The organism is Streptomyces boetiae (genome assembly GCF_031845405.1).
In the GTDB taxonomy this organism is placed as follows: domain Bacteria; phylum Actinomycetota; class Actinomycetes; order Streptomycetales; family Streptomycetaceae; genus Streptomyces; species Streptomyces boetiae.
This window is the reverse complement of record NZ_JAVREN010000032.1, coordinates 38,342-63,822: the sequence shown is the minus strand read 5'-3', so window position 1 is coordinate 63,822 and position 25,481 is coordinate 38,342. Positions and strand designations below refer to the sequence as shown.

The window sequence follows — 25,481 nt, the reverse complement described above, 5'->3', positions numbered from 1 at the left end:
CGGCGCCCCGCCCCGTCGGCCGAAGCCCGACGCCAACCCCCCGGCGAGTCACCGCAGAGCCCGACGCGGACAGCACCACGCCACTCCGGCCTGACCACGGCCGCCGGGCCGGGCGGGGCCGCGAGCCCACGCCGATGGGCCTCCGCACGGCCGTCCTGCCCGGCGGCCGTCCGCCAGGGCCACGCTTCCGGCCCGCCAACGACCGCCCGCGGAGAACGTCCGGCGCCTCCGGGCCCCCTCCACGGCCGGACCGCCAGGGGCCACGCGCTCAGGACCCGGCCCGACAGAGCACTGCCGCCCTCCCGGTCGCGCGAGGCCCCATCGCACGTGGGGGCCGGGCACCTCGGCTCCTGGGACGCCACCGGCCTCGGCCGGGCCCCCATCGCCCATAGAGGCCGGGGCGCCCAGGGGCCCGCCCCCGCGGTGGGGCCGCCCCGGGGCCCGGGGCGGCAGCCCCGCGCTCTCCGGCCGAAGGCCGGCCCGCCGCCCCCGGCAAGGGCGGCAGCCCGCCAGGGCACCCGGGCCGGGACCCGCGGAGGCGGGGCCCGGCCTAGCGGCGGTGGGTCAGGAGGATGCGCTGCATCTCGCGGGCCGCGCGGGGCGGGGAGACGTCGCCGCGGTGGGCGACCGAGATCGTGCGGTGCAGGCCGGGCGGCTCGAAGGGCGTGGCGCGCAGCCCGGAGCGTTGCGCCACCATGCTGGGCACCACGGCCAGCCCGAGCCCGGCGCGGACGAAGCCGAGCACCGCGTCCATCTCCCCGCCCTCCACGCTGAACTCCGGCTCGAAGCCCGCCCCGTGGCACGCGGCCACGGTCAGCTCGCGCAGGTCGTACCCGTGCCGGAACATCACCAGCGGTCGCCCCCGCAGGTCGGCGATCCGCGCCCGCCCCCGCACCGGCGGCGGCGCGGCGGGCGAGGAGATGACGACCAGCTCCTCCCGCAGCAGCTCCTGCGTGGCCAGCGCCGGGGCCTGCCCCGGCAGCGGGGTGATGATCAGGGCGAGGTCCAGCTCGCCGGCGGCCAGGATGCGCACCAGGTCCTGCGAGCCGTCCTCGTGCACGAACAGCTCCACCTCCGGATAGGTGTCGCGGAACGTCCGCAGCACCCCCGGCACCAGGCTCGCGCACAGGCTGGGCGTGGCCCCGAGCCGGACCCGCCCGCGCCGCAGGTGGGCGACCTCCTGCACCTCCCGGCGCGCGGTCTCCGCGTCGGCCAGGATGCGGCGGGCCAGCGGCAGCAGGGCCGTTCCCGCGTCGGTGAGCGAGATGTGGCCGCGGGCGCGGTGGAACAGCTCCGCGCCCAGCTCCCTCTCCAGCGCCCGGATCTGCTGGGACAGTGAGGGCTGCGCGACGTGCTCCCGCTCGGCGGCGCGGGTGAAGTGCCGGGTCTCGGCCACGGCCGCGAAGTAGCGGAGCTGCTGAAGCTGCATGCATCCCATCCTACGAGCAACGATAGGCAACCCCTATCGAAAGCAGCTCACCTATGTCTTGGACTGATCCTTTACCCCGGCCTTAGCTTCGGTCCCATGGCAACGGCGACGCGTACCCCCGCCCCTCCCCCGCCGCCCGCGCGCACCGGCTCCGCCCCGCGGCCGAGGAGGCCGCGGACCGCCCTGGGACGGCTGTGGCAGTCGACCATCGGCAAGAAGACGGTGATGGCGGTCAGCGGGGCGATCATGCTCCTCTACCTCATCGCGCACATGGTGGGGAATCTCGAGGTCTTCTTCGGCCCCGACGACATGAACCACTACGCCCACTGGCTGCGCACCATCGGCCAGCCGGTCCTGCGGCACGGCTGGTTCCTGTGGATCATGCGCCCGGTGCTGCTGGCCGCCGTGATCCTGCACATCGTGGCCGCCGCCCAGCTCAGCCGGCGGGACCTCGCGGCCCGCCCGGTGAAGTACGTCCACCGCCGCCGGCAGACCAGCTACGCCACCCGCACCATGCGCTGGGGCGGGGTGATCATCGCGCTGTTCGTGATCTGGCACATTCTGGACCTGACCACCGGCACGGTGAACCCCAACGGCGAGAGCGGGCGCCCGTACCAGAACATCGTCGCGACCTTCGACACCTGGTACGGCAACGTCATCTACATCACCGCGATGATCGCCGTCGGCCTGCACATCCGGCACGGCTTCTACGCCGCGGCCCAGACGCTCGGCGCGGGCAGCCCCACCCGCAACGGCGTGCTGAAGGCCACCGCCAACGGTCTGGCGCTGGTCCTGACCGTCGGCTTCCTGTCCGTCCCCTTCGGCGTGATGACCGGAATCGTGGAGTGAGCGCCATGCCCCCGACGAACTACCTCGCGTACACCACAGGAGAGCCGGTCCGGGACACCAAGGCTCCCCCGGGACCGATCGAGCAGCGCTGGGACAGGCGCCGGTTCGAGGCCAAGCTGGTCAACCCCGCCAACCGCCGCAAGCACACGGTCATCGTGGTCGGCACCGGCCTCGCCGGCGGCGCGGCCGGCGCCACCCTGGCCGAACAGGGGTACCGCGTCGTGCAGTTCTGCTACCAGGACTCCCCGCGCCGGGCCCACTCCATCGCCGCCCAGGGCGGCATCAACGCCGCGAAGAACTACCGCAACGACGGCGACTCGGTCCACCGCCTGTTCTACGACACGGTCAAGGGCGGCGACTTCCGCGCCCGCGAGTCCAACGTCCACCGGCTCGCGCAGGTCTCGGTGGAGATCATCGACCAGTGCGTGGCCCAGGGCGTTCCCTTCGCGCGCGAGTACGGCGGCCTGCTGGACACGCGTTCCTTCGGCGGCGTGCAGGTCTCGCGGACGTTCTACGCCCGGGGCCAGACGGGCCAGCAGCTCCTGCTGGGCGCGTACCAGGCGCTGTCCCGCCAGATCGGCGCGGGGAACGTCGAGATGCACCCGCGCACCGAGATGCTGGACCTGATCGTGATCGACGGCCGGGCGCGCGGCATCGTGGCCCGGGACCTGATCACGGGCCGGGTCGACACCTACTTCGCCGACGCCGTGGTGCTGGCCACCGGCGGCTACGGCAACGTCTTCTACCTCTCCACCAACGCGAAGAACTCCAACGCCACCGCCATCTGGCGCGCCCACCGGCGCGGCGCGTACTTCGCCAACCCCTGCTTCACGCAGATCCACCCCACCTGCATCCCGCGCTCGGGCGAGCACCAGTCGAAGCTGACGCTGATGAGCGAGTCGCTGCGCAACGACGGCCGCATCTGGGTGCCGAAGCAGCAGGGCGACACCCGCGCGCCGGCCGAGATCCCCGAGGCCGAGCGGGACTACTACCTGGAGCGGATCTACCCCTCCTTCGGCAACCTGGTGCCGCGCGACATCGCCTCCCGGGCCGCGAAGAACGTCTGCGACGAGGGCCGGGGCGTGGGCCCGGGCGGGCAGGGCGTCTACCTGGACTTCGCCGACGCCATCGCCCGGATGGGCCGCGAGGCGGTGGCCGCCAAGTACGGCAACCTCTTCGAGATGTACGAGCGGATCACCGCCGAGGACCCCTATACGGTGCCGATGCGGATCTACCCGGCCATCCACTACACCATGGGCGGCCTGTGGGTGGACTACGACCTGCAGACCTCCGTTCCGGGCCTGTTCGCCATCGGGGAGGCCAACTTCTCCGACCACGGGGCGAACCGCCTGGGCGCCTCCGCGCTGATGCAGGGCCTGGCCGACGGGTACTTCATCCTCCCGGCCACGCTCGCGGACTTCCTCGCCCGCCACCCGCACGAGGAGGTGGACCCGCAGCACGAGGCGGTCACCGAGGCCGTCACCGGCGTGACCGACCGGCTCTACCGGCTCCTGTCGAACAACGGCGACCGCACGCCGGACTCCTTCCACCGCGAGCTGGGCCAACTGGTGTGGGACAACTGCGGGATGGCCCGCAACGACGCGGGGCTGCGCACGGCGCTGGAGCGGATACCCGCGCTGCGCGAGGAGTTCTGGGAGCGGATCCGGGTGCCCGGCAGCGGGACCGAGCTGAACCAGTCGCTGGAGAAGGCGAACCGGGTCTCGGACTACCTGGAGCTGGCCGAGCTGCTGTGCCTGGACGCGCTGCACCGCGAGGAGTCCTGCGGCGGCCACTTCCGGGAGGAGAGCCAGAGCCCGGACGGGGAGGCGGCCCGCCGGGACGAGGAGTTCTCCTACGCGGCGGCCTGGGAGTTCACCGAACCGGGCAAGGCCCCGGTCCTCCACAAGGAGGACCTCACCTTCGAGTACGTCCACCCCACCCAGCGGAGCTACGCGTGAAACTCACCCTGCGCATCTGGCGCCAGTCCGGGCCCGAGGCCGAGGGCGGCATGACCACCTACGAGCTGGCGGACGTCTCCCCCGACATGTCCTTTCTGGAGATGCTGGACACCCTCAACGAGGAGCTGATCCTGCGCGGCGAGGAGCCGGTGGCGTTCGACCACGACTGCCGCGAGGGCATCTGCGGGGCCTGCGGCGTGGTGATCAACGGCCAGGCGCACGGCCCGGAGCGGACCACGACCTGCCAGCTGCACATGCGGGCGTTCTCGGACGGGGACGTCATCGACGTGGAGCCGTGGCGGGCGGCGGCCTTCCCGGTCGTCAAGGACCTGGTGGTGGACCGCTCCTCCTTCGACCGGGTCATCGCCTCGGGGGGGTACGTCACCGCCCCGACCGGCTCGGCCCCCGAGGCCCATGCCACGCCCGTGCCCAAGGCGGCGGCGGACACGGCCTTCGAGCACGCCGAGTGCATCGGCTGCGGCGCGTGCGTGGCGGCCTGCCCGAACGGCTCGGCGATGCTCTTCACCTCGGCCAAGGTCGTCCACCTGAACACCCTCCCGCAGGGCGGCCCCGAGCGGGAGAGCCGGGTGCTGGACATGGTCGGCACGATGGACGGCGAGGGCTTCGGCGGCTGCACCCTGACCGGCGAGTGCACCACCGTCTGCCCCAAGGGCATCCCCCTCACCTCCATCACCACCCTCAACCGCGAATACCTCCGCGCCCTCCGCAAGACCCCCTGACCCCCGCCCACCGTCCAGGGCCCCCGCCTCCGCTTGACCACCGGAGCCGGGGGCCCTCTCCGTGCCCGGACGGGCACGGCCGGCACTTGGTCTGTGCCTGTCGCAGGTCTGTCGTACCCTAGGCAGTCATATGAATGACTATGGTCTTTTCGCCTGAGGTCACACGGGTGAGCGCTCGCGTGAGAGGACCGGCCCACGGCAGCCTCGGAGGAGAAGTGCGGGCATGAGCAGAGGAGTTGACCCCAGCGAGCACCGGCGCCTGCTGCGCGCCGAACTGCGCCGGGCCCGGGAGAAGGCCGGCCTGAGCCTGAACGGGGCCGCGAGCCGCCTGGAGTGGTCGCAGTCCAAGCTGGTCCGCATCGAGGCGGGCAGGGTCAGCGTGTCCGTGACGGACCTCAAGGCGCTTCTCGCCCTCTACGAGGTGGAGGACGAGGCCCTGCGCGTGGCGCTGCTGGAGGCCGCCCGCGGCAGCCGGGGCAAGCCGTGGTGGGACGCCTACCGGACCTTCCTCTCCCCCGAGTTCGCGCAGTACCTGCTGCACGAGACGGCCGCCACGGGCGTGAGCGTCTACCACTCCACGCTGATACCGGGGCTGCTGCAGACCCCGGAGTACGCCGCGGCGCTGCTGGCCCCCAGCTCCGGCCCCGACCGCGCCGCCGCGCTGTCGGCCGTGCGCACGGAACGGCAGCGCCGGCTGCTGGCGGACGGGCCCGCGGCCCCGGCCGCGGACTTCCTGATCGACGAGTCGGCCCTGCACCGGCTGATCGGCGGACCCGAGGTGACGGCCGGTCAACTGCTGCATGTGCGGGAACATTTGATCGACGACCACACGCGCGTGGGCATCGTCCCCTACGCGGCGGGCGCCTACGCGGCGCTGGCCGGGCCGTTCAACCTTCTCGAGTTCGAAGGCGAGCCGGACGTCCTCTTCCTCGAAAGCACCGGCGGCGGCTTCGTCCACCGCGAGGACTCCGCGCTCCTGGCCTCCTTCCGGAAGGCGTTCGAGGCCGCCCGCTCCCTGGCCCTGCCGCGCGGCGAGGCGGTGACGCTGCTGGACCGACTGCTGGACCGACTGTCCTACGCGTAGGCGGCCCCACGGGCCGCGAGGTTGAAGTTGAGCGAGCGCCGCCGCCGGCCGGAAGGCGCCGAGGTCACAGGAGGGTCCATGGGGTCGACAAGCCCCCGGACACGAAGGAAAAGCGATGGTTCGGACGAACCGTCGCCATTGGTCCGACTGCTCCACTACGTGCTGGACAACGACGCCAGGTCCCAGCGCCTCATCCGCCTGACCTGGCACTTCTGCCTGGCAGTCGCCCTGGCAGTCGCGGGGGTGCTGGGCGTGGTGCTGGCCCTGTTCCTCACCGCGGCGTACCTGACGCGCGACTACGTGCCGCAGTGGCTGATGCCGGGTTCGGTGATCGTCGCGGCTCTGGCCGTCGGCCTGGTCGCACGTGTGGCCCGGGGCCGCCGGGGACCGCGGGGGTCCGCCGGGGGCGGAGCCTCCGGCGTCCTCGGCGCCGCGGCCAGGGCCCTCACCGGCCCGCAGAGCCAGGCCAATCCCGCACCCGCGGACCCGGCCCAGACGTCGGCCCCGGCCGACCCTGCGGCAGAGTCCGCGCCCAGCGACTCAGTCTGAGCTCGGCCGGCCCCCACAGCACGCCGGCCACCGCGGTCAGGGCCGCCGTGGTGGCCAGCCAGACGAGCACGCGCAGACTCCCGCCGACCGGCAGGGCGACGACCGCCCCGAGCAGGTTGGCCAGGACTCCGGCGAGCACGCAGTAGACGGCGAACGCCCTTGCGCCTAAGCGCGCGTCGGGGCCCCCGGCGGAAGCGCCCCCGCCGCCGTCCGCAACCTGATGGTCATGCCGTTCCTTGGATGCGGCGTCGCAGCCCGTGGCCGGTCGCATGCCCTCGCTCACCGCTCCGCTCCCCTCAACAGTCTTCCGCGCACCGCGGCCTGGAACTCCTGCCACGCCTCCGGGTGGAAGCGGATGACCGGGTCCGGGCGCTTGGTGTCACGGGCGAGTACCCCCTGGCGCGTGATCGCCACCTCGACGCATTCCTCGGGAAGGCAGGCGCTGCTTCTGCGCCATAACCACCCCGATCCCTCCCCCTCGCGCACCGTCGTCTCCTCCACGCACGCTGCGACCGCGCCGACGCGTTCCCCGAGATCATCACCGTGCCGCCGTAGCGTACCTCTGCGAGGAGCCGAGCTTCGACCAAATCGCTGGATTCACAGGGGAGTTGGCGACGTCTGCGCGGGTCGTTCCACGGATGTGCACACTTCCGTCTGCAGGCTTACCCCGGCTCCGCCCCCCTGATGCCCGGAAAACGCCCGGGATTCGGCCAACATGAGGCCGCTTCCCGGGCGTTGCCCGCTGGGTTCAGGTACGCGCTGTTCAGAAGGCGGACTTGACGATGCCGCCGTCGATGAGGATGTCGGCGCCGTGGACGTTGTTCGGGGCGGTGGCGAAGACGACGAGGCGGGCGACCTCCTCGGGGGTGGTGACGCGGCCGGTGGTGGCGCCCATCTCGCCCAGGAAGCGCTCCACGAACTCCTGGTGGCCCAGGCCCTCGGCAGCGGCCAGGCGGCCCATGGCCCCGTCCGGGTCGGTCCACACGCCCGTGGAGACGGGGCCGGGCGAGACGCTGAGGACGCGCACGCCCTTCGGGCCGAACTGCTCGGCGAGGACCTTGGTCAGGGAGTTGAGCGCCGCCTTGGAGACGTTGTAGTCGAACGGCCCCTGGCCGGCGAGGCGGGCGGCGATCGAGGAGACGTTGACGACGACGCCCGAGCGCTCCACCAGGCTCGGCAGGGCGGCCCGGGTGACCCGCAGGGCGCTGTAGAAGTGCAGGTCGAAGGTGTGCTGCCAGGCGCTGTCGGGCAGGTCGAGGAACCCGGTCAGCGCGCCGCGCGTGATGTCCTCCGGGTCCCCTACGCCCACGTTGTTGATCAGTATGTCGATGCCGCCCAGCTCCTCCAGAGCGCGGTCGACCAGGGCCGTGGCGCCCTCGGCGGTGGTGAGGTCCACGGGAATGTGCACGGCGCCGGTCTCCTTCAGCTCCGGCGTCGGCCGGCGCGAGGCGGCGACCACCCGCACGCCCTCCTCCTCCAGCAGGCGGACGACGGCCAGGCCGATCCCCTTGCTGCCCCCGGTGACGACGGCGGTCTTGCCGGTGAGTCCGAGCTGCATGGCGTTCTCCTCGGGTCGCGAGTGTGGTGGACCGATTGGTCCGGGACCGATCGGTCCGTATCCTTGCGAAGAGAGGAGCCCGCTGTCAACCGCGGTGGACCGCCCGGTCCGCTACTCTCGGGCGGAAGCGGGCGGAAGGAGGTGCGCGCCATGGCGAGGAAGCCCGATCCGGGCACGCGCGACCGCATCCTGGACGCGGCGTGCCGGCTGTTCGACGAACGCGGCGTGCGGGCCGTGGGGATGCAGCAGATCATCGACGCGGGCGGCTGCGGGAAGAACCTGCTCTACCGGGAGTTCCCCAGCAAGGACGAGCTGGTCGTGGCCTGGCTCGAACGCTGCTCGCAGGGCTGGCCGCAACTGCTGGAGGAGGCGGAGCGGCGGGCGCCGGGGGACCCGGCCGAGCAGCTCGCCACGGTGATCGGCCTGGCCGTCGAGGGCATCTCCGGGCCGGGCTTCCGCGGCTGCGCCCTGCGGAACGCGCACGCCGAGTTCCCCGACCCCGAGCACCCCGCCCACCGCTTCGTGGTGGAGCACTACGGGCAGCGCCGCGCGGACCTGTGCGCGCTGGCGGAACGCGCCGGAGCGGACGACCCCGAGGCCCTGGCCGACCGCCTCTCCCTGATCCTGGACGGCGCCTCCGCCAACGGCGCCATCCTCGGCCCCACCGGCGCGGCCCCCACGGCCACGGCCTTCGCCCGCGCGGTCATCGCCTCCGCGACGGAGGCCTAGCCGGCCGGTCACCTCCACGGACGGCGGATGGCCGCGAGGGGCGGGCCGCGCCGGGGCCGCCTTGTCCCCCTGGTCACGGGCGCCTGACGGCGCGGTGCGCCGTAACGCTGGGCGTTCGGATGGCGCCGCAACCTGGAGGCGGTGTTTCCGGCTCGGCGTCCCTCGGGCCTCGGGCGGAGACCGGCGTTGTCCCGGCGGGCCCGCTCGCGCGGCGGGCTCGTGCGCCGGTGGAGTCCTGGGCGTTCGCGCGGGGGCGCGATCCAGTGGCCGTCTGCGCGGCTTGCGCCGCGTGCCCGGTACGACGGCCGCCGGGCGGTCGTTGCACCGTCCCACCCGGATGGGCGCGGGAGCCCCAGCGGCCTTACCCGCCCGGGCCTTCGAGGGCTCTTGGCGCTCGGCGCGGAGATGGCGCGCGGCCCCTTGCGCAGTCCGGGCCGGCCGTCCGGCGGAAAGGGCCCGCGGGTCCGTGGCCCGTCCGCCCCGGCCAGGCGCCGGGCGGCCGGCAGCGGCGCGAGCCCGCGCGGCGGCGCTCAGGGGGCGGGGCGCCCGGATTCAGCCATGCGCGGCGCTCTCGGGCCGAAGGCCCGTCGCACCCGCCCCGCGGCGAAGCCCCCGAGTGCAGCCGCACGGCGACGCCCTCGGGCCGAGGGCCCGCCGCACCCGGCCGGGGGCGAACTCCCGCGCGCAGCCGCGCCACAGCGCGGCGCTCCGGGGCCGAGGGCCCGCCGCACCCGCCCGGGGCCGAGCCCCCCGCGCGCCGCCGCGCGGGGGCCCCGCAGGGCAGACGCCGTCGGTCCCCGCCCAGGGGAGCGACGGTCAGCGGACGGGGTGGCCCGAGTCGCGCAGGGCCGTCTTGACCTCGCCGATGCGGAGGTCGCCGAAGTGGAAGACGGAGGCGGCCAGGACCGCGTCCGCGCCCGCCGCCACGGCGGGCGCGAAGTGCTCGCGGCGGCCCGCGCCGCCCGAGGCGATCACCGGGACCGTGACGCGCGCCCGCACGGCCGTGATCATGGCCGTGTCGTAGCCGTCCTTCGTGCCGTCCGCGTCCATGGAGTTGAGCAGGATCTCCCCCGCCCCCAGCTCCGCGGCCCGGTGCGCCCACTCCACCGCGTCCAGGCCCGTCCCGCGCCGCCCGCCGTGCGTGGTCACCTCGAAGCCGGAGGGCGTGCTCGTCCCCTCCGGGGTCCGCCGCGCGTCCACCGAGAGCACCAGCACCTGGCTGCCGAACCGCTCCGCGATCTCCCGGATCAGCTCCGGCCGGGCGATGGCCGCCGTGTTCACCCCGACCTTGTCCGCGCCCGCCCGCAGCAGGCGGTCCACGTCCTCGGCCGAGCGCACCCCGCCGCCGACGGTCAGCGGTATGAACACCTGCTCCGCCGTGCGCCGCACCACGTCGTAGGTCGTCTCGCGGTTCCCCGAGGAGGCCGTGATGTCGAGGAAGGTCAGCTCGTCGGCGCCCTCCGCGTCGTACACCCGGGCCATCTCCACCGGGTCGCCCGCGTCCCTGAGATTCTGGAAGTTGACGCCCTTGACCACCCGCCCGGAGTCCACGTCCAGGCAGGGGATCACCCGCACCGCCAGGCTCATGCCGCGCCCCCGGCTCCGGCCCCCGCCACCACGGCCAGCGCCTCCTGGAGCGTGAACGCCCCCGCGTACAGCGCCTTGCCCACGATCGCGCCCTCGACGCCCTCCGGCACCAGGCCGGCCAGCGCCCGCAGGTCCTCCAGCGAGGAGACGCCTCCGGAGGCCACCACGGGCCGGTCCGTGGCGGCGCAGACCTTGCGCAGCAGCTCCAGGTTGGGGCCCTGGAGGGTGCCGTCCTTGTTGATGTCGGTGACCACGTACCGCGCGCAGCCCTCGCGGTCCAGCCGCTCCAGCGTCTCGAAGAGGTCCCCGCCGTCCCGCGTCCAGCCGCGCCCGCGCAGCGTCGTGCCGCGCACGTCGAGCCCGACCGCGATCCGGTCGCCGTGCTCGGCGATCACCCGGGCCACCCACTCGGGGGACTCCAGCGCCGCCGTGCCGAGGTTGACCCGGGTGCAGCCGGTGGCCAGGGCCGCGGCGAGCGAGGCGTCGTCGCGGATACCGCCGGACAGCTCGACCCGGATCTCCATGGCCCGCACGACCTCGCCGATGTGCTCCCGGTTGTCCCCGGTGCCGAAGGCCGCGTCCAGGTCCACCAGGTGCAGCCAGGCCGCCCCGGCCCGCTGCCAGGTCAGCGCGGCCTGGAGGGGGTCGCCGTAGGAGGTCTCGGTGCCGGACTCCCCGTGCACCAGGCGCACGGCCTGGCCGGCGCGGACGTCGACGGCGGGGAGGAGTTCGAGCTGCTCGGGCTTCACGGCGGGCTCCACGGCGGGCATCACAGGGTCTCGATCCAGTTGGTCAGCAGGCGGGCACCGGCGTCGCCGGACTTCTCGGGGTGGAACTGCGTGGCCCACAGCGGGCCGTTCTCCACGGCGGCGACGAACGGCTTGCCGTGCGTGGCCCAGGCCACCCGGGGCGCGGCCAGCGCGCCGCTGCCGCCGGGGGCGGGCAGCTCCCAGTCGTGGACGGCGTAGGAGTGGACGAAGTAGAACCGCTCCTCCGGGCCCAGGCCGGCGAAGAGCGCCGAGCCCTCGGGGGCCTCCACGGTGTTCCACCCCATGTGGGGAACGATGTCGGCCTGGAGCGGCGCGACCGTGCCGGGCCACTGGTCCAGGCCCTCGCAGGAGACGCCGTGCTCGATGCCGCGCGCGAAGAGGATCTGCATCCCGACGCAGATCCCCAGCACGGGCCGGCCGCCGGCCAGCCTGCGCCCGACGACCCAGTCCCCGCGGGCCTCGCGCAGCCCCTTCATGCAGGCGGAGAACGCGCCCACGCCCGGCACCAGCAGCCCGTCCGCCGCGAGCGCGGCATCCAGGTCGCGCGTGATCTCCACCCGCGCCCCGGCGCGGGCCACGGCGCGCTCGGCGGAACGCACGTTGCCGAAGCCGTAGTCGAAGACCACGACGCTCTTCGGGCGCGCGCCCGAGCCCGCGGCGCCGCCACCGTCACCGAGGCCGTTACCCCTGCCGTTGTCCGTCACGCTCACCACTCCAGCCTCAGCACGCCCGCGAGCAGGCACAGGGCGCTGGCCACGGCCAGCAGGACCACCACGCCCCGCGGCAGGCCCTGCTTGTGGAACGAGTACACACCGGCGCCCAGGAAGAGGCCGGCGGCGATCAGCAGCGTCGACGCGCCGTTCACCGGCTACAGCGCTCCCTTGGTGGAGGGCACGCCGGTCTGCCGCGGGTCGATCTCGCTGGCGTACCGCAGGGCGCGGGCCAGGGCCTTGAACTGGCACTCCACGATGTGGTGGGCGTTGCGCCCGTAGGGGACGTGGACGTGCAGGGCGACCTGGGCCTGGGCGACGAAGGACTCCAGGATGTGCCGGGTCATGGTGGTGTCGTAGGAGCCGATCATCGGGGCCATGCCCTCGGGCTCGCGGTGCACCAGGTAGGGGCGCCCCGACAGGTCCACGGTCACCTGGGCGAGGGCCTCGTCCAGCGGCACCGAGGCGTTGGCGAAGCGGACGATGCCGCGCTTGTCCCCCAGCGCCTGGCGGAACGCCGCGCCCAGGGCGAGCGCGGTGTCCTCGATGGTGTGGTGGCTGTCGATGTGCAGGTCGCCCTCGGTCTTGGCGGTGAGGTCGAACAGGCCGTGCCGCCCGAGCTGGTCCAGCATGTGGTCGAAGAAGCCGACGCCGGTGGCGACGTCGACCCGTCCGGTGCCGTCGAGGTCGATCTCGACCAGCACCGAGGTCTCCTTGGTGGTGCGCTCCACGCGGCCCACGCGGGTCATTCGGCAATCTCCTTCATCACTGCGCGTACCGCGTCCAGGAACGCGTCGTTCTCCGCCCGGGTCCCGGTGGTGACCCGCAGGCGGCCGGGCACGCCGTTGTCGCGGACCAGGACGCCGTGGTCCAGCAGCCGCCGCCACACGGCCTGGGCGTCGGCGAAACGGCCGAACTGCACGAAATTCGCGTCGGATTCGGTCACGTCGCAGCCGAGCGCGGTCAGCTCGGCGACGATCCGGTCCCGCTCGGCCTTCAGCTCCTCCACGTACCCCAGCAGCGTATCCGCGAACTCCAGCGCGGCGTGCGCCGTGGCCTGGGTGATCGCGGAGAGGTGGTAGGGCAGGCGCACGAGCTGGACGGCGTCCACCACGGCCGCGTCGGCGGCCAGGTACCCCAGGCGCAGCCCGGCCGCGCCGAAGGCCTTGGACATGGTCCGGGTGAGGACGAACGTCGGGCGGCCCTCGATCAACGGCAGCAGCGAGGGCCGGTGGCTGAACTCCGCGTACGCCTCGTCCACCACGAACAGCGCGCCGCGCCGGTCGCGGGCCGCCTCCTGCGCCGCCTCGTAGAGGGCGAGGACGGTCTCGGGCGAGACGGCGGTGCCGGTGGGGTTGTTGGGCGAGCAGACGAACACCACGTGCGGGCGGTGCTCGCGGATCGCGGCCACCGCCGCGTGCGTGTCGATGGCGAACTCCTCGGTGCGCGGCCCCGAGACCCAGCCGGTGCCGGTGGACCGGGAGATGAGGGCGTGCATCGAGTAGCTCGGGTCGAAGCCCAGGGCGGTGCGGCCGGGGCCGCCGAACGCCTGGAGGAGCTGCTGGAGGACTTCGTTGGAGCCGTTGGCGGCCCAGACGCGGTTGGGCCCCAGGCGCAGCCCGGCGGTGCGGCTGAGGTAGTCGGCCAGGCGGGTGCGCAGGACGACGGCGTCGCGGTCGGGGTAGCGGTTGAGGCCGCGGGCGGCCTCGGAGACGCGCTCGGCGATCCGCCGGACCAGGTCCTCGGGGGCGGGGTAGGGGCTCTCGTTGGTGTTCAGCCGCACGGGCACGTCGAGCTGCGGGGCGCCGTAGGGGCTCTTGCCGCGCAGCTCCTCGCGCAGGGGCAGGTCGTCGATGCGGGTGGTGGTGCTCACGGGCGTCACCGCTCCCCCGCCGCGGAGGCGGCTTCCGGCCCGGCGCCGGGCGCAGGGAAGCGCACGCTGACGGCGGTGCCGTGCGCGGGCAGGTCCTCGGCCTCGGCCAGCGTGACCACGTGGTCGGCGACCCCGGCCAGCGCCTCGCGGTCGTAGTCCACGACGTGGATGCCGCGCAGGAAGGACTGCACGGACAGGCCGGAGGAGTGGCAGGCGCAGCCGCCGGTGGGCAGGACGTGGTTGGAGCCGGCGGCGTAGTCGCCCAGGGAGACGGGCGCCCAGGGGCCGACGAAGACCGCCCCGGCGTTGCGCACGCGGGCGGCCAGGGCGGGGGCGTCCGCGGTGAGGATCTCCAGGTGCTCGGGGGCGTAGGCGTCGGTGACGGCCAGGCCGTGGTCGAGGTCGTCCACGAGCACGGCGCCGGACTGGCGGCCGGTGAGCGCGGCGGTGATCCGCTCGTGGTGCTTGGCGGCGGCGGCCTGGACGCGCAGCTCGGCCTCGACGGCGTCGACGAGCGCGGGCTCGGGGGTGACGAGGACGGCGGCGGCCAGGACGTCGTGCTCGGCCTGGCTGACGAGGTCGGCGGCGACCAGGCGGGGGGCGGCCGTGGCGTCGGCGAGGACGGCGATCTCGGTGGGGCCGGCCTCGGCGTCGATGCCGACGATGCCCTTCAGCAGCCGCTTGGCCGCGGCCACGTAGACGTTGCCGGGGCCGGTGACCAGGCGGACCGGGGGGCACTCCTCGGTGCCGTGGGCGAACATCGCCACGGCCTGGGCGCCGCCGGCGGCGTGGACCTCGGTGACGCCGAGCAGGGCGCAGGCGGCCAGGATGGTGGGGTGGGGCAGGCCGCCGTGCTCGCGCTGCGGCGGGGAGGCGACGGCCAGCGAGCCGACGCCGGCCTCCTGGGCGGGGACGACGTTCATCACCACGGAGGAGGGGTAGACGGCCCGGCCGCCGGGGACGTACAGGCCCACCCGCTCGACGGGGACCCAGCGCTCGGTGACGGTGCCGCCGGGCACGACGCGGACGGTGGAGTCGGAACGCCGCTGGTCGCGGTGGACGAGCCGGGCGCGCCGGATGGACTCCTCCAGGGCGGCCCGCACGGCCGGGTCCAGCTCCTCCAGCGCGGAGGCCAGGGCCGCCTCGGGCACGCGGATCCGCTGGATGTCGGCGCCGTCGAACCGCCGCGCGTACTCGATCAGCGCCGCGGTCCCGCGATGGCGCACGTCGTCGCAGATGGGCCGCACCTTCTCCAGGGCGGCCTCGACGTCGAACTCGGCGCGGGGCAGCAGGCCGCGGTCCACGACGCCGCCGGTGGCGGGCGAGGAACCGCGCAGATCGATTCGGTTCAGCACGCCCCCAGTCTCGCAGACGGCCGTCACCGGCCGGGTCCCCGTTTCACGATGCGGGCCCGGTACCAGGGCGCGGGCGGATAGGCTGACCGGCCGTGACGACCACGCGCCTGCCGCTGTTCCCGCTGAATACCGTGCTGTTCCCCGGGCTGGTGCTGCCGCTGAACGTCTTCGAGGCGAGATACCGGGCGATGATGCGGGACCTGCTGGAGCTGCCGGCCTCGGGGCCGCGGCCGTTCGGCGTGGTCGCGATCCGGGACGGGCACGAGGTCGCGCCGCGCGGGCTGGGCCTGCCGGACGGCTCGGGGCCGCCGGAGGCCGGGCCGGGCTCGGGCTTCGCGCCGGACCCGAAGGACTCCTTCCACCCGGTGGGCTGCATCGCGGACGCCTCCACCATCCGGCCGCGCCGGGGCGAGGAGAGCTACGAGGTGCTGGCCACGGGCACGACGCGGTTCCGGCTGCTGTCGGTGGACAAGAGCGGGGCCTACCTGACGGCGGAGGTGGAGCCGCTGCCCGAGGAGTCCGGGGAGGGCGCGGGGGCGCTGGCGGCGGGCGTGCTGCGGGCGTTCCGCGCCTATCAGAAGGTGCTGGCGGGCGCGAACGAACGCACGCTGGCCCCGGGCCAGGACCTGCCGGACGACCCGTCGGTGGTCTCGTACCTGGTGGCGGCGGCGACGATGCTGTGCACGGCGGACAAGCAGCGGCTGCTCCAGGCCCGGGACACCGCGACGCGGCTGGCGGAGGAGCTGAGAATTCTGCGGCAGGAGACCGCCCTGATCAGTAAGCTCCCGTCGGTGCCGGGCGCCGAGTACACGATCCGCCCCACCAGCCTGAACTGACTCGGCAGCAGGACCGAGCACGAGCCGACGGAGGGGCTGCCCGTGGGGAGGAAGCGGGACGCGGGGGGCGCAACGCCCGCGACGGTGGCCGCGAGCCGGGCGGGAGTGGCGTTCACCCTGCACTCCTACGAGCACGACCCGGCCGCCGCCTCCTGGGGCGAGGAGGCCGCCCAGGCGCTGGGCGCGGACCCGCGGCGGGTGCTGAAGACGCTGGTGGTGTCCGTGGACGGGGAGCCGGCGGTGGCCGTGGTGCCGGTGTCCTCCTCGCTGGCGCTGAAGGCGGTGGCCGCGGCGGCGGGAGGCAAGCGGGCGGAGCTGGCGGACCCGGCGGCGGCCGAGCGGACCACCGGCTACGTCCTGGGCGGCATCTCCCCGCTGGGCCAGCGCAAACGCCTGCGAACGGTGGTGGACGCCTCGGCCGCGGGCCACGAGACGGTCTTCGTCTCGGCGGGCCGGCGCGGCCTGGAGATCGAGCTCTCCCCCGCCGACCTGATCGCCCTCACCTCCGCGGTCACGGCCCCGATCGCCCGCTGAGCACCGCCCTGCCGGGGGAAGCCGCACGGCAGGAGGGCGACGGCCGGCCGCCGGGTCCCGCGCCCCGCGGTGCCGCCCCGTCCGAGCCGGGCGCACGGCCTGGGGCCCGCCCGTCACGCGGGACCGGCCACGGTCGGCGGGCGGCGCCCGTCCCGGCGAAGCCGGGCGTGGGGCGCGGTCTCGGCGCCGGTTCGCTCGCGTGCGGCGCGAACGCGGCGGGTACGCCCCGTCCGAAGGGCGTCCTGGCGCCGGGGCGCGAGCCGAGGGGCAACGTCCCCGGCGCAGGCCGTCACGCTGGGGCCGTCAGGCGCGGGCCGTCACGCGGGGGGCGGGCCGCCCGGCTCGTTCGCGGCCGGGGCCTGGCCCCAGGGCAGGGCAGCGGGCGGGACGGGGCGCGGCTCGCGGGGACCGAAGAGGGCGACGCAGATCAGGTGGGCGGCCACGGCGGCGAACGGCAGCCCGAGCAGGACGCCGCGGGCGCCGAGGTCGAGGGGGCCGTCGAAGATCTCGCCCTCGCCGGCCTCGCGGGCGTGCGCGGCGACGTCGTCGGTCGGGCCGAGCCACACGCCCAGGCGCCAGGCAAGCCAGGAGCCGAGCAGGGCCCCGGCCGCCAGGCCCAGCACGGTGCCGAGGCCCCCGGCACGGCGCAGCAGGAAGACGGCCACGCCCGCGAGGGCGCCCGCCCCGAGGCCCAGGAGGAGGAAGGTGCCGTCGGCGCCGATGGCCTGCTGCCCCTCGGAGTTGGCCAGGAGCACGGCCTGCCCGTCGGAGACCAGCGGGACGCGCGGGGCCAGCCACAGCCACAGCAGCCCCACGGCCAGGGCGGTCGGCGCGGCGGCCACGGCCAGGGCGAGCAGCCCGTCGCGTATCTCCCGTCCCCAGGGCCGGGGGGTCGGCCCCTCCTCCGCCGGGGTCAGGGGCGGGGCCGCCCACGGGTCGTGGCCCGCGGTCGAGTCGGCGGCGCGGTGGTCCGGTGCGGGCTGGGGAACGGTCACCCCGTCATCCTGCCAGGTCCGCCCGGGTGTTCGGCTCACGGCACGGCCGTTCGGGCGTATGAGCGTATCGACATACGGACACGGGCCGTCTCACGCCCGCGGGCCCGCCCGGCCGGGCGGCGGCCGTCGAGCTCAGGCCCGGGCCGCGCGGCGGTACGCCCAGGTCGCCAGGGCCAGGGCCGCGGCTCCGACCGCCCCGCAGACGGCGAGGTCCGCGGCGGCGGCGGCCCAGTCGGGGGCGGGGGCGAGGGCGGCGGCCAGCGCGTCCACGCCATAGGTGGAGGGCAGCAGCTCGCGGGCCCAGCGCACCGGCTCGGGCAGGCGGCCCGGCGGCAGGACGCCGAGCAGCAGCGCCGCGGACATGCCGAGCTGCCCGCAGAGGGTGGCCAGCTCGGGCCGGGGCGCCAGCAGCCCGAGCGCGGCGCCGAACCCCGCGAGCGCGGCCCCGGCCAGCGGCAGCACGGCCGCCAGCACCCACAGCCCGCCCAGCGGCAGCTCATAGAGCAGGGCGCCGGTCACGGCCGTGACCAGCACGCCGGGCACGGTGAACGAGGCGTACGCCGCCGCGGTCCCCAGCGCGACCGCCGCGGCGGGCACCGGGAGCGTGGCGTAGTGGTCCAGGCCGCCGCCGGCGCGCAGGGCGCCGAAGTACTGGGCGAGGAGGTTGAGGCCGACGAACGCCACCACCAGCACCGCGGACCCGGCCACCACGGCGCGGGCCTCGGCGCCGTCGCCCGCGTCCACGACCCCGCGCATCAGGACCATGATCCCGATGGACTGGAAGGTGGCGACGAACAGCAGCGGGATGCGCGCCACCCGGGCCCGGGAGAGCTGGGCGCGGTAGACGGCGGCCAGCGCCCCGGGCAGGGGCGCGGCCGGGGCGAGGGGCGCGGGCAGTGGCGCGGCGGGGGCGTTCACGAGCGCTCCAGGCCGGGGCCCCGGCCGCCGAGCGCGAGGTAGACGTCCTCCAGGCTGGGGGTGGCGAGCGTGAAGTCGTCCAGCGCGGCGAAGGCGGGGCCGTGGGTGACGGCGGCGACCAGGTCGCGGGCGCGCTCGGGGGGCAGGCGCAGCGTCCAGCGGCGGCCGGAGACGGTGGCGCCGGAGCGCAGGGCGGCGATCTCGGGCACGTGCACGGGCGGGTCCTCGCGCCAGACCAGGTCGAGGCGGACGTCGGAGCCGACCATGCCCTTGAGGCCGCCGGGGGTGTCGCAGGCGATGACCCGGCCGCTGTCCAGGACGGCGACGCGGTCGAGGACGGTCTCGGCCTCGGTGACGTTGTGGGTGACCAGGACGACGGTGGTGCCCTCGCGGGTGCGGCGGCGGTCGATGGCGGACCAGACGGCGCGGCGGGCCACGGGGTCCATCCCGGCGGTGGGCTCGTCGAGGACGAGCACGGGGCGGCGGCCGGCGAGGGCGGCGGCCACGCAGGCCAGGCGGCGCTGCCCGCCGGAGAGGCGCTTGAGGGGGCGGGCGGCGAGCGGGGTCAGGCCCAGCTCCTCCAGCACGGCGTCCCGCTCGGCGCGGGCGGCCTGCGGGCCCAGGCCCCGCAGGCGGGCGGTGGTCTCGGCGGCGAGGGCGACGGTCAGCTCGTCCAGGGCGGTGGACTCCTGGCCGAGGTACGCCAGGAGCCGGGCGGCGCGGCGCGGGTGGCGCACGAGGTCGTGGCCGAGGAGGGTGATGCTTCCGGCGTCGGGGCGCAGCAGGCCGGTGAGCTGCCGCACGAGGGTGGTCTTGCCGGCACCGTTGGGGCCCAGCAGGCCGAAGATCTCGCCGGGGGCGACGTCCAGGGCGATCCCGTCGCTGGCGCGGACGGGCCGCGGGGCGGGGTCGCGGCGACGGCCGCGGCGGGCGGGGTAGGTCTTGGTCAGGCCGCGCACGGTGAGCGCGGGGCGGGCGGCGGCGGTGCTCTCCGGTCCGAGCGGCGCCGAGGTGGTCCGGGACCCGGCCCGTGCGATGGATGAGGCCACGGTGGTGAGCCTACGCGGCGCGGCGGCGAGCCGGGGTGCCGGGGTACGTTTCGGACACCCCGCCGCCGGGAAGGAACGGCCTTCCGCCCGGGTCCCCCGGCGCGGGAACGCCCTCGCCCCGGCGGCCCGGAAACGGGCCGGGACCTGCGCGGCCCGCGGTCGCGCGGCGGGCTCCCGGCCGGCGTTTCAGGAGGCGCGTTCGGTGTCGGTCCTGGCGTCCAGCTCACGCCAGAAGCCCGCCCGGATGGCGTACCTGTCCTGCTCGTCGATCTGGTCGTCCTTGTGGGCGAGGAGGCCGAACCGGGCGGCGTAGCGCAGCAGTTCGCCGTCGATCCGGTGCGGGATGCGGGGGTACTCGGCGGAGAGGCGGTCCAGGTGGGCCGTGGTGCCCAGGCGCTCGGCCCAGCGGCGGGCGAAGACCTGGCCGACCTCGAAGGGGTCGCCGCTGACGGCGGTGATGTCCTCCTCGCGGTCGGCCCAGCGCTGCTCGGCGGTGGTGAGCTGGGAGAGCATCGGCAGGGAGGCGATCTCCGGGGGCTCCTCGGGGGCACCGCGGTCCACCCAGCCTCGGTCGGAGGACCAGCGCAGGGTGGCGGTGGGGGCGGAGACGGAGCCGCTGTGGCCGGAGGGGGCCGGGCGGCCCAGGGAGGCGAGGTCCTTGGGGGTGGGGACGCCGCGGGGGGCGGGGGCCGCGCCGTCGCGGGGGGCGGGCGGCGCGTCGGGGTCCTCGGCGGAGCGGGCGGCGCCGTTCCGGGTCCCGGCGGCCGATCCGCCCTCGGGCGCCGGCCCCTCGCCGACGCTCTCGACGGCCGTGACGGGCAGGGGGCGTGCGGCGGGGCCGGGGCGGCCCCCGGGGCCCTCGCGGTGCGGGGCGGCGAGGATGGCGGCGATCTCGGGGCGGGTGGCCACCCGGGGGGCGTCGCCGGGCGGGGCGTCGGAGAGGCGGACGGCGCGGGTGATCCAGGCGCGGTCCAGCACCCGGCGTTCGTCGGCCTCGGCGACGAGGTCCTCGGACTGGTTGTAGTCGCCGTCGGCGGCCTGGACGGCCCAGAGGTGGACGGCGACGCCGTGCTCCTTGGCGGACATCAGGCCGGGCAGCAGGTCGCCGTCGCCGGTGACGAGGACGATGTCGGCGCAGGCGCGATTGCGTGCCAGCTCGGTGAGTTCGGCGTGCATCGCGGCGTCCACGCCCTTCTGCGCCCAGCGCCCGTCGCTGCGGGTGAGGGCGCCGAGGCGGACGGTGACGCGGGGCATGACGCGCAGCCGCCGGTGCTCGGGCTGGGGAACGCGGTCGGGGGCGCCGTCGAACCAGTAGATCCGCAGCAGATCGCAGCCCGTGTCCGCCTCGGCGCGCTCGCGCAACGCCTGGATCAGCGCGGCGTGGTCCACGGCGATGCGGGGGCGGGAGGGCTCTCCGGCGAGCAGACTCGCGGCGGCGCCCAGCAGATACCCGGCGTCCACCAGGACGACGCAGCGGTCCACGTTGCACCTTCTTTCACCGGAGCGTTTCCTGTGAGTCTGCCCGACCCTGCGGCCGTTATCTGTGCCAACTCGATCTTCGGCGTGGCGAGTCCACCCACGGCGCCGCCCGGAATGCGAACTATGGTGCGGCGTGCGAATCTGGTCGCGAACCGGCCTTCCGCAGCCCCCAGGAGGCGATCATGGCCAAGAACAGGAACCGCGGCGACTCGCAGGAGCGGCAGGACGCGGGGCGGGAACGACAGGAGCGGCCTCCCGAGCGGACCGCGGCCGACGTCCCGGCGGACCAGCAGAAGTCGAAGAAGCGCGAACGGCGCTTCGGCCACAACTGAAGTCCCCGGCCCGGGGCCACGGGCCCGGCACGACGGAGGGCGCGCCCGACCGGGGCGCGCCCTCCGCGCGTTGTGTGCCGAATTCCTTCAGGTGCCCTCAGGTCCTGTGGAGTTCCCGCTGGCGCACGATGTCCCACGCCTCATGAACACACCGCAGCCGGTCCTCGAACGCGGCCCCCGGGAAATAACTCTCCAGGGCGTGCACGGCCTCCTGGCGGGAGGCGTGCACATAGCGCAGAAGAAAGACGGCTTTCTCTACCATCCGGACGTCCACAACAGCCACCCCTCTTGCGGCGGATTGGCTTTGTTCCCTCGTTGCCGAAGGTAGTGGCGGCCGGGCCTTATTCGGGTAAAGCGCCTGCCATCTTCGGGCCAATAGGCCCCATCATCCGGCCAAGGCCCCCGGTGAGCGCGTGGTAACCGCCCCGACACGCAACCCGGCCAAAGCCCCGGCGCCGGGCCCCGCGAGGGGCCCGGCGCCCGCCCCGGTCAGCCCGCCGCCAGGCAGGCCGGCCCGAGGAGGGCCTTGAGGTCGCCGAAGAGCGCGGGGTCGGCCTGGACCCGGTGCCGGTCCAGCCGCAGCAGGGTGGTGGTCCGGGTGCCCTGGAGCCGGACGCGGACCTCGGTGGGTCCGCGGTGCTGCCCCAGCACCTCGCCCAGCCGCTCCACCAGCGGCGGGGTGACCTTCACGGTCGGGATGGTGATGGTCACGGGCGCGTCGGAGGCGGCATCGGAGAGGTCGGGCACCATCAGCTCCATCGCCACCAGGCGCGGGACGTCCTCCCGCTTGTCCAGCCGTCCCTTGACGAACACCACGGCGTCCTCGAGGAGTTGGGTGGAGACGAGCTGGTAGGTGGCGGGGAAGAACATGCAGTCGATGGAGCCGGCCAGGTCCTCGACGGTGGCGATGGCCCAGGGGTTGCCCTGCTTGGTCATCTTGCGCTGGAGGCCGGAGATGATGCCGCCGATGGTGACGATCGCCCCGTCCGAGTGATCGCCGCCGGTCAGCGCGGAGATGGCGGCGTCGGCCTTCTCGTCCAGCACGTGCTCGATGCCGAAGAGCGGGTGGTCGGAGACGTAGAGGCCGAGCATCTCCCGCTCCTGCGCGAGGAGATACGTCTTCTCCCACTCCTCCTCGGAGAAGATCACGTCCATGCCGAAGCCGGGCGAGTCCCCGCCCGCGCCGTCGTCCAAGCCGCCGAAGAGGTCGAACTGTCCCTCGGCCTCCTTGCGCTTGACCTGCACGACGTTGTCGATCATGGACTCGAAGTGCGCGGTCAGGCCCTTGCGGGTGTGGCCCAGGGTGTCGAACGCCCCCGCCTTGATCAGCGACTCGACGGTCCGCTTATTGCAGACCACGGCGTCCACCTTGTCGAGGAAGTCGGGGAAGGAGGCGTACTTCCCCTTGGCCTTGCGGCAGGCGACGATCGAGTCCACCACGTTCTGGCCGACGTTGCGCACGGCGGTCAGGCCGAAGACGATCGTGTCGTCGCCGCGCGGCGTGAAGTGCGCCTCGGATTCGTTGACGTCCGGCGGCAGCACCTTGATGCCCATGCGGCGGCACTCGTTCAGGTAGACGGCGGACTTGTCCTTGTCGTCCCGGACGGAGGTGAGAAGGGCCGCCATGTACTCGGCCGGGTAATTCGCCTTGAGATAGGCCGTCCAGTAGGTGACGAGGCCGTAGGCGGAGGAGTGCGCCTTGTTGAACGCGTATCCCGAGAAGGGCACCAGAACGTCCCACACGGCCTGGATCGCCTCGTCGGAATAGCCGCGCTCCCGCATTCCCTTCTGGAACGGGACGAACTCCTTCTCCAGAATCTCCTTCTTCTTCTTGCCCATCGCCCGGCGCAGCAGGTCCGCCTGTCCCAGCGAGTACCCGGCGAGCACCTGCGCGGCCTTCTGCACCTGCTCCTGATAGACGATCAGGCCGTAGGTGACGTCCAGCACGTCCTTGAGCGGCTCCTCCAGCTCGGGGTGGATCGGGGTGATCTCCTGCTGGCCGTTCTTCCGCAGCGCGTAGTTGATGTGCGAGTTCATGCCCATCGGGCCCGGCCGGTACAGGGCGCCGACGGCGGAGATGTCCTCGAACTCGTCCGGCTTCATCATGCGCAGCAGCGAACGCATCGGGCCGCCGTCGAACTGGAAGACCCCCAGGGTGTCGCCGCGGCCCAGGAGTTCGAAGGTCTTCTTGTCGTCCAGCGTCAGGTCGAGCAGCTTGATCTCGACGCCCTTGTTCCGCTTGATCAGCTTGACGGCGTCGTCCATGATCGTCAGGTTCCGCAGGCCCAGGAAGTCCATCTTCAGCAGGCCGAGCGCCTCGCAGGTGGGGTAGTCCCACTGCGTGACGACCACCCCGTCGTTCTTCGGGGCGAACAGCGGCACGTGGTCCACCAGCCGCTCGCTGGACATGATCACGCCGGCGGCGTGCATGCCCATCTGCCGGACCAGGCCCTCCAGGCCCTTGGCCGTGTCGATCACCTTGCGGACGTCGGGCTCGTTCTCGTACATGCCCCGGACCTCGGCCGCCTCGCTGTAGCGCGGGTGGTCCTTGTCCGTGATGCCGGAGAGCGGGATGCCCTTGCCCAGGACGTCGGCGGGCATGGCCTTGGTGATCCGGTCGCCCATGGCGTAGGGGTAACCCAGCACGCGGGAGGCGTCCTTGATGGCGGCCTTCGCCTTGATCGTTCCGTAGGTGCCGATCATGGACACCTTGTCGGCGCCGTACTTCTCGGTGACGTACCGGATGACCTCGCCGCGCCGGCGCTCGTCGAAGTCGATGTCGACATCGGGCATGGAGACGCGCTCGGGGTTGAGGAACCGCTCGAAGATCAGCCCGTGCTCCAGGGGATCGAGGTCCGTGATGCCCAGGGCGTAGGACACGATCGAGCCGGCCGCCGAGCCTCGGCCCGGGCCCACGGCGATGCCCTGCTCCTTGGCCCACATGATGAAGTCCGCGACCACGAGGAAGTACCCGGGGAACCCCATCTGGATGATGACGCCCATCTCGTACTCGGCCTGCCGCTGCCGGTCCTCCGGCACCCCGCCCGGCCAGCGGCGGGCCATGCCCTTGCGGACCTCCTCCTGGAACCAGGTCACCTCGGTGTACCCCTCGGGCACGTCGAAGCGCGGCATCAGGTCCCGCGCCTCGAACCAGCCCGTGGTGTCCACCTGCTCGGCCACCAGCAGGGTGTTGGCGCAGCCCTCCTGCCAGGCGTCGGAGGAGTCGATGGCGTACATCTCCTGCGGCGACTTCAGGTAGTACCCGGTGCCGTCGAAGCGGAAGCGGTCGGGGTCGGAGAGGTTCTTGCCGGTCTGCACGCACAGCAGCGCGTCGTGCGCCCCGGCCTCGTGCGCGTGCGTGTAGTGGCTGTCGTTGGTCACGATGGGCCGGATGCCGAGCTTGCGGCCGATCTCCAGCAGCCCGTCCCGCACGCGCCGCTCGATGTCCAGGCCGTGGTCCATCAGCTCCAGGAAGTACCGGTCCCGGCCGAAGATCTCCAGGTACCCGGCCGCCGCCTTCAGGGCCTCCTCCTCCTGCCCCAGCCGCAGCCGGGTCTGCACCTCGCCCGAGGGGCAGCCGGTGGAGGCGATCAGGCCCTCGGACCACTGGGCGATGGTCTCCTTGTCCATCCGGGGCCACTTGACGAAGAAGCCCTCGGTGTAGGCGTCCGAGGAGAGCCGGAAGAGGTTGTGCAGACCCGTCTTGTTGTACGCCCAGATCGTCTTGTGCGTGTAACCGCCGGAACCGGAGACGTCGTCCTTCTTCTGGTGCGGCTGGCCCCACTGCACGCGCCGCTTGTGCCGCCGCGACTCGGGAGCGACGTACGCCTCGATGCCGATGATCGGCGTGATCCCCGCGCCCGTGGCCTGCTGGAAGAAGTCGTACGCCCCGTGCAGGTTGCCGTGGTCGGTCACGGCGATGTGGCTCATCCCCATGTCCTGGCAGGCCTTGAACATGTCCTTCAGCCGTGCCGCTCCGTCCAGCAGCGAGTACTGAGTGTGCACGTGCAGGTGGGTGAAGGGCTGGGTCACTCCACGGGCCTTTCGCAGCAGGGGCGGGATCACCCCAGACCCTACATCCGCACCGGCCGCCCCGAGGGGCCCTTCCCACGCCTCGCGCACCGGACGTTTCCCCAGGTCACAGGGG

General features: G+C 74.1%; 25 protein-coding genes. 9 read left to right on the top strand and 16 right to left on the bottom strand.

Annotated elements, in window-relative coordinates; all coding sequences use genetic code 11:
- Positions 1-550: 550 nt before the first annotated feature.
- A complete protein-coding gene (locus tag RM780_RS19955; protein ID WP_311632171.1) occupies positions 551-1,429 on the bottom strand; it encodes a LysR family transcriptional regulator in 879 nt (292 codons plus the stop codon).
- A 96-nt stretch (positions 1,430-1,525) separates the two neighbouring features.
- Here RM780_RS19955 and RM780_RS19950 point away from each other — a divergent pair, with 96 nt between their 5' ends.
- The 5 genes from RM780_RS19950 to RM780_RS19930 all read left to right on the top strand — a co-directional run bounded on the left by RM780_RS19950 (position 1,526) and on the right by RM780_RS19930 (position 6,609).
- Positions 1,526-2,278 (top strand): succinate dehydrogenase cytochrome b subunit, encoded by a 753-nt coding sequence (locus RM780_RS19950; RefSeq protein WP_311632170.1) that lies wholly within the window; start codon positions 1,526-1,528, stop codon positions 2,276-2,278.
- A 5-nt stretch (positions 2,279-2,283) separates the two neighbouring features.
- Positions 2,284-4,236 carry a fumarate reductase/succinate dehydrogenase flavoprotein subunit gene (locus RM780_RS19945; protein WP_311632169.1) on the top strand — a complete coding sequence of 651 codons (1,953 nt, stop codon included), beginning with the start codon at positions 2,284-2,286 and terminating at the stop codon, positions 4,234-4,236.
- Complete coding sequence (locus tag RM780_RS19940; protein ID WP_311632168.1) at positions 4,233-4,976, top strand: succinate dehydrogenase/fumarate reductase iron-sulfur subunit; 744 nt, start codon at positions 4,233-4,235, stop codon at positions 4,974-4,976. Before RM780_RS19945 ends, RM780_RS19940 begins: the two co-directional genes overlap by 4 nt.
- Positions 4,977-5,199: 223 nt before the next feature.
- Positions 5,200-6,060 carry a helix-turn-helix domain-containing protein gene (locus RM780_RS19935; protein ID WP_311632167.1) on the top strand — a complete coding sequence of 287 codons (861 nt, stop codon included), beginning with the start codon at positions 5,200-5,202 and terminating at the stop codon, positions 6,058-6,060.
- Positions 6,061-6,198: 138 nt separating this feature from the next.
- On the top strand, positions 6,199-6,609 hold the full coding sequence (locus tag RM780_RS19930; protein ID WP_311632166.1) for a hypothetical protein: 411 nt from the start codon (positions 6,199-6,201) through the stop codon (positions 6,607-6,609).
- A 279-nt stretch (positions 6,610-6,888) separates the two neighbouring features.
- On the opposite strand, the gene RM780_RS19925 is transcribed toward RM780_RS19930, so the two are convergent.
- Both RM780_RS19925 and RM780_RS19920 read right to left on the bottom strand, forming a co-directional pair.
- The gene (locus RM780_RS19925; protein WP_311632165.1) at positions 6,889-7,095 is read right to left on the bottom strand and encodes a DUF397 domain-containing protein; all 207 of its coding nucleotides are present in this window, start codon (positions 7,093-7,095) and stop codon (positions 6,889-6,891) included.
- 277 nt (positions 7,096-7,372) lie between these two features.
- The gene (locus tag RM780_RS19920; RefSeq protein ID WP_311632164.1) at positions 7,373-8,167 is read right to left on the bottom strand and encodes an SDR family NAD(P)-dependent oxidoreductase; all 795 of its coding nucleotides are present in this window, start codon (positions 8,165-8,167) and stop codon (positions 7,373-7,375) included.
- Positions 8,168-8,317: 150 nt separating this feature from the next.
- Between RM780_RS19920 and RM780_RS19915 the strand changes: the two genes are divergently transcribed.
- A complete protein-coding gene (locus tag RM780_RS19915) occupies positions 8,318-8,896 on the top strand; it encodes a TetR/AcrR family transcriptional regulator (protein ID WP_311632163.1) in 579 nt (192 codons plus the stop codon).
- Positions 8,897-9,712: 816 nt separating this feature from the next.
- Here the strand turns inward: RM780_RS19915 and hisF are convergent.
- From hisF to hisD, 7 genes are all read right to left on the bottom strand, one after another.
- The gene (hisF, locus tag RM780_RS19910) at positions 9,713-10,483 is read right to left on the bottom strand and encodes an imidazole glycerol phosphate synthase subunit HisF (RefSeq protein ID WP_311632162.1); all 771 of its coding nucleotides are present in this window, start codon (positions 10,481-10,483) and stop codon (positions 9,713-9,715) included.
- The gene (gene priA, locus RM780_RS19905; RefSeq protein ID WP_311632161.1) at positions 10,480-11,244 is read right to left on the bottom strand and encodes a bifunctional 1-(5-phosphoribosyl)-5-((5-phosphoribosylamino)methylideneamino)imidazole-4-carboxamide isomerase/phosphoribosylanthranilate isomerase PriA; all 765 of its coding nucleotides are present in this window, start codon (positions 11,242-11,244) and stop codon (positions 10,480-10,482) included. The genes hisF and priA overlap by 4 nt, the downstream gene beginning before the upstream one ends.
- Before the next feature lie 8 nt (positions 11,245-11,252).
- Complete coding sequence (hisH, locus tag RM780_RS19900) at positions 11,253-11,879, bottom strand: imidazole glycerol phosphate synthase subunit HisH (RefSeq protein WP_311632176.1); 627 nt, start codon at positions 11,877-11,879, stop codon at positions 11,253-11,255.
- Between the two features lie 80 nt (positions 11,880-11,959).
- A complete protein-coding gene (locus tag RM780_RS19895) occupies positions 11,960-12,118 on the bottom strand; it encodes a hypothetical protein (protein ID WP_311632160.1) in 159 nt (52 codons plus the stop codon).
- 3 nt (positions 12,119-12,121) lie between these two features.
- The gene (gene hisB / locus RM780_RS19890; RefSeq protein WP_311632159.1) at positions 12,122-12,712 is read right to left on the bottom strand and encodes an imidazoleglycerol-phosphate dehydratase HisB; all 591 of its coding nucleotides are present in this window, start codon (positions 12,710-12,712) and stop codon (positions 12,122-12,124) included.
- Positions 12,709-13,836: a histidinol-phosphate transaminase gene (locus RM780_RS19885; protein ID WP_311632158.1), complete on the bottom strand. Its 1,128-nt coding sequence runs from the start codon at positions 13,834-13,836 to the stop codon at positions 12,709-12,711. Before RM780_RS19885 ends, hisB begins: the two co-directional genes overlap by 4 nt.
- Before the next feature lie 5 nt (positions 13,837-13,841).
- Positions 13,842-15,191: a histidinol dehydrogenase gene (hisD, locus tag RM780_RS19880; RefSeq protein ID WP_311632157.1), complete on the bottom strand. Its 1,350-nt coding sequence runs from the start codon at positions 15,189-15,191 to the stop codon at positions 13,842-13,844.
- A gap of 92 nt (positions 15,192-15,283) precedes the next feature.
- On the opposite strand from hisD, the gene RM780_RS19875 reads away from it, so the two are divergent.
- Together RM780_RS19875 and ybaK are read left to right on the top strand one after the other, a co-directional pair.
- On the top strand, positions 15,284-16,027 hold the full coding sequence (locus tag RM780_RS19875; protein WP_311632156.1) for an LON peptidase substrate-binding domain-containing protein: 744 nt from the start codon (positions 15,284-15,286) through the stop codon (positions 16,025-16,027).
- A gap of 42 nt (positions 16,028-16,069) precedes the next feature.
- Positions 16,070-16,561: a Cys-tRNA(Pro) deacylase gene (gene ybaK, locus RM780_RS19870; protein WP_394813024.1), complete on the top strand. Its 492-nt coding sequence runs from the start codon at positions 16,070-16,072 to the stop codon at positions 16,559-16,561.
- 317 nt (positions 16,562-16,878) lie between these two features.
- On the opposite strand, the gene RM780_RS19865 is transcribed toward ybaK, so the two are convergent.
- The 4 genes from RM780_RS19865 to RM780_RS19850 all read right to left on the bottom strand — a co-directional run bounded on the left by RM780_RS19865 (position 16,879) and on the right by RM780_RS19850 (position 21,005).
- Positions 16,879-17,556: an ABC transporter permease gene (locus RM780_RS19865; protein ID WP_311632155.1), complete on the bottom strand. Its 678-nt coding sequence runs from the start codon at positions 17,554-17,556 to the stop codon at positions 16,879-16,881.
- A 132-nt stretch (positions 17,557-17,688) separates the two neighbouring features.
- Positions 17,689-18,474 carry an ABC transporter permease gene (locus RM780_RS19860; protein WP_311632154.1) on the bottom strand — a complete coding sequence of 262 codons (786 nt, stop codon included), beginning with the start codon at positions 18,472-18,474 and terminating at the stop codon, positions 17,689-17,691.
- Entirely contained in the window at positions 18,471-19,433 is a 963-nt protein-coding gene (locus tag RM780_RS19855) for an ABC transporter ATP-binding protein (protein ID WP_311632174.1), read from the bottom strand. Before RM780_RS19855 ends, RM780_RS19860 begins: the two co-directional genes overlap by 4 nt.
- Positions 19,434-19,709: 276 nt before the next feature.
- Positions 19,710-21,005 (bottom strand): NYN domain-containing protein, encoded by a 1,296-nt coding sequence (locus RM780_RS19850; protein ID WP_311632153.1) that lies wholly within the window; start codon positions 21,003-21,005, stop codon positions 19,710-19,712.
- Between the two features lie 179 nt (positions 21,006-21,184).
- On the opposite strand from RM780_RS19850, the gene RM780_RS19845 reads away from it, so the two are divergent.
- Positions 21,185-21,334: a hypothetical protein gene (locus RM780_RS19845; RefSeq protein ID WP_311632152.1), complete on the top strand. Its 150-nt coding sequence runs from the start codon at positions 21,185-21,187 to the stop codon at positions 21,332-21,334.
- A 97-nt stretch (positions 21,335-21,431) separates the two neighbouring features.
- Here RM780_RS19845 and RM780_RS19840 read toward each other — a convergent pair whose 3' ends face one another.
- On the bottom strand, positions 21,432-21,596 hold the full coding sequence (locus RM780_RS19840) for a hypothetical protein (RefSeq protein WP_311632151.1): 165 nt from the start codon (positions 21,594-21,596) through the stop codon (positions 21,432-21,434).
- Between the two features lie 227 nt (positions 21,597-21,823).
- Complete coding sequence (gene dnaE, locus RM780_RS19835) at positions 21,824-25,366, bottom strand: DNA polymerase III subunit alpha (RefSeq protein WP_311632150.1); 3,543 nt, start codon at positions 25,364-25,366, stop codon at positions 21,824-21,826.
- Positions 25,367-25,481: the final 115 nt, after the last annotated feature.

Coding starts and splice junctions, on each gene's coding strand:
- RM780_RS19955 (WP_311632171.1), bottom strand. CDS start 1,429: ATGCAGCTTCAGCAGCTCCGCTACTTCGCGGCCGTGGCCGAGACCCGG.
- RM780_RS19950 (WP_311632170.1), top strand. CDS start 1,526: ATGGCAACGGCGACGCGTACCCCCGCCCCTCCCCCGCCGCCCGCGCGC.
- RM780_RS19945 (WP_311632169.1), top strand. CDS start 2,284: ATGCCCCCGACGAACTACCTCGCGTACACCACAGGAGAGCCGGTCCGG.
- RM780_RS19935 (WP_311632167.1), top strand. CDS start 5,200: ATGAGCAGAGGAGTTGACCCCAGCGAGCACCGGCGCCTGCTGCGCGCC.
- RM780_RS19920 (WP_311632164.1), bottom strand. CDS start 8,167: ATGCAGCTCGGACTCACCGGCAAGACCGCCGTCGTCACCGGGGGCAGC.
- RM780_RS19915 (WP_311632163.1), top strand. CDS start 8,318: ATGGCGAGGAAGCCCGATCCGGGCACGCGCGACCGCATCCTGGACGCG.
- hisF (WP_311632162.1), bottom strand. CDS start 10,483: ATGAGCCTGGCGGTGCGGGTGATCCCCTGCCTGGACGTGGACTCCGGG.
- hisB (WP_311632159.1), bottom strand. CDS start 12,712: ATGACCCGCGTGGGCCGCGTGGAGCGCACCACCAAGGAGACCTCGGTG.
- RM780_RS19845 (WP_311632152.1), top strand. CDS start 21,185: ATGGCCAAGAACAGGAACCGCGGCGACTCGCAGGAGCGGCAGGACGCG.
- RM780_RS19840 (WP_311632151.1), bottom strand. CDS start 21,596: ATGGTAGAGAAAGCCGTCTTTCTTCTGCGCTATGTGCACGCCTCCCGC.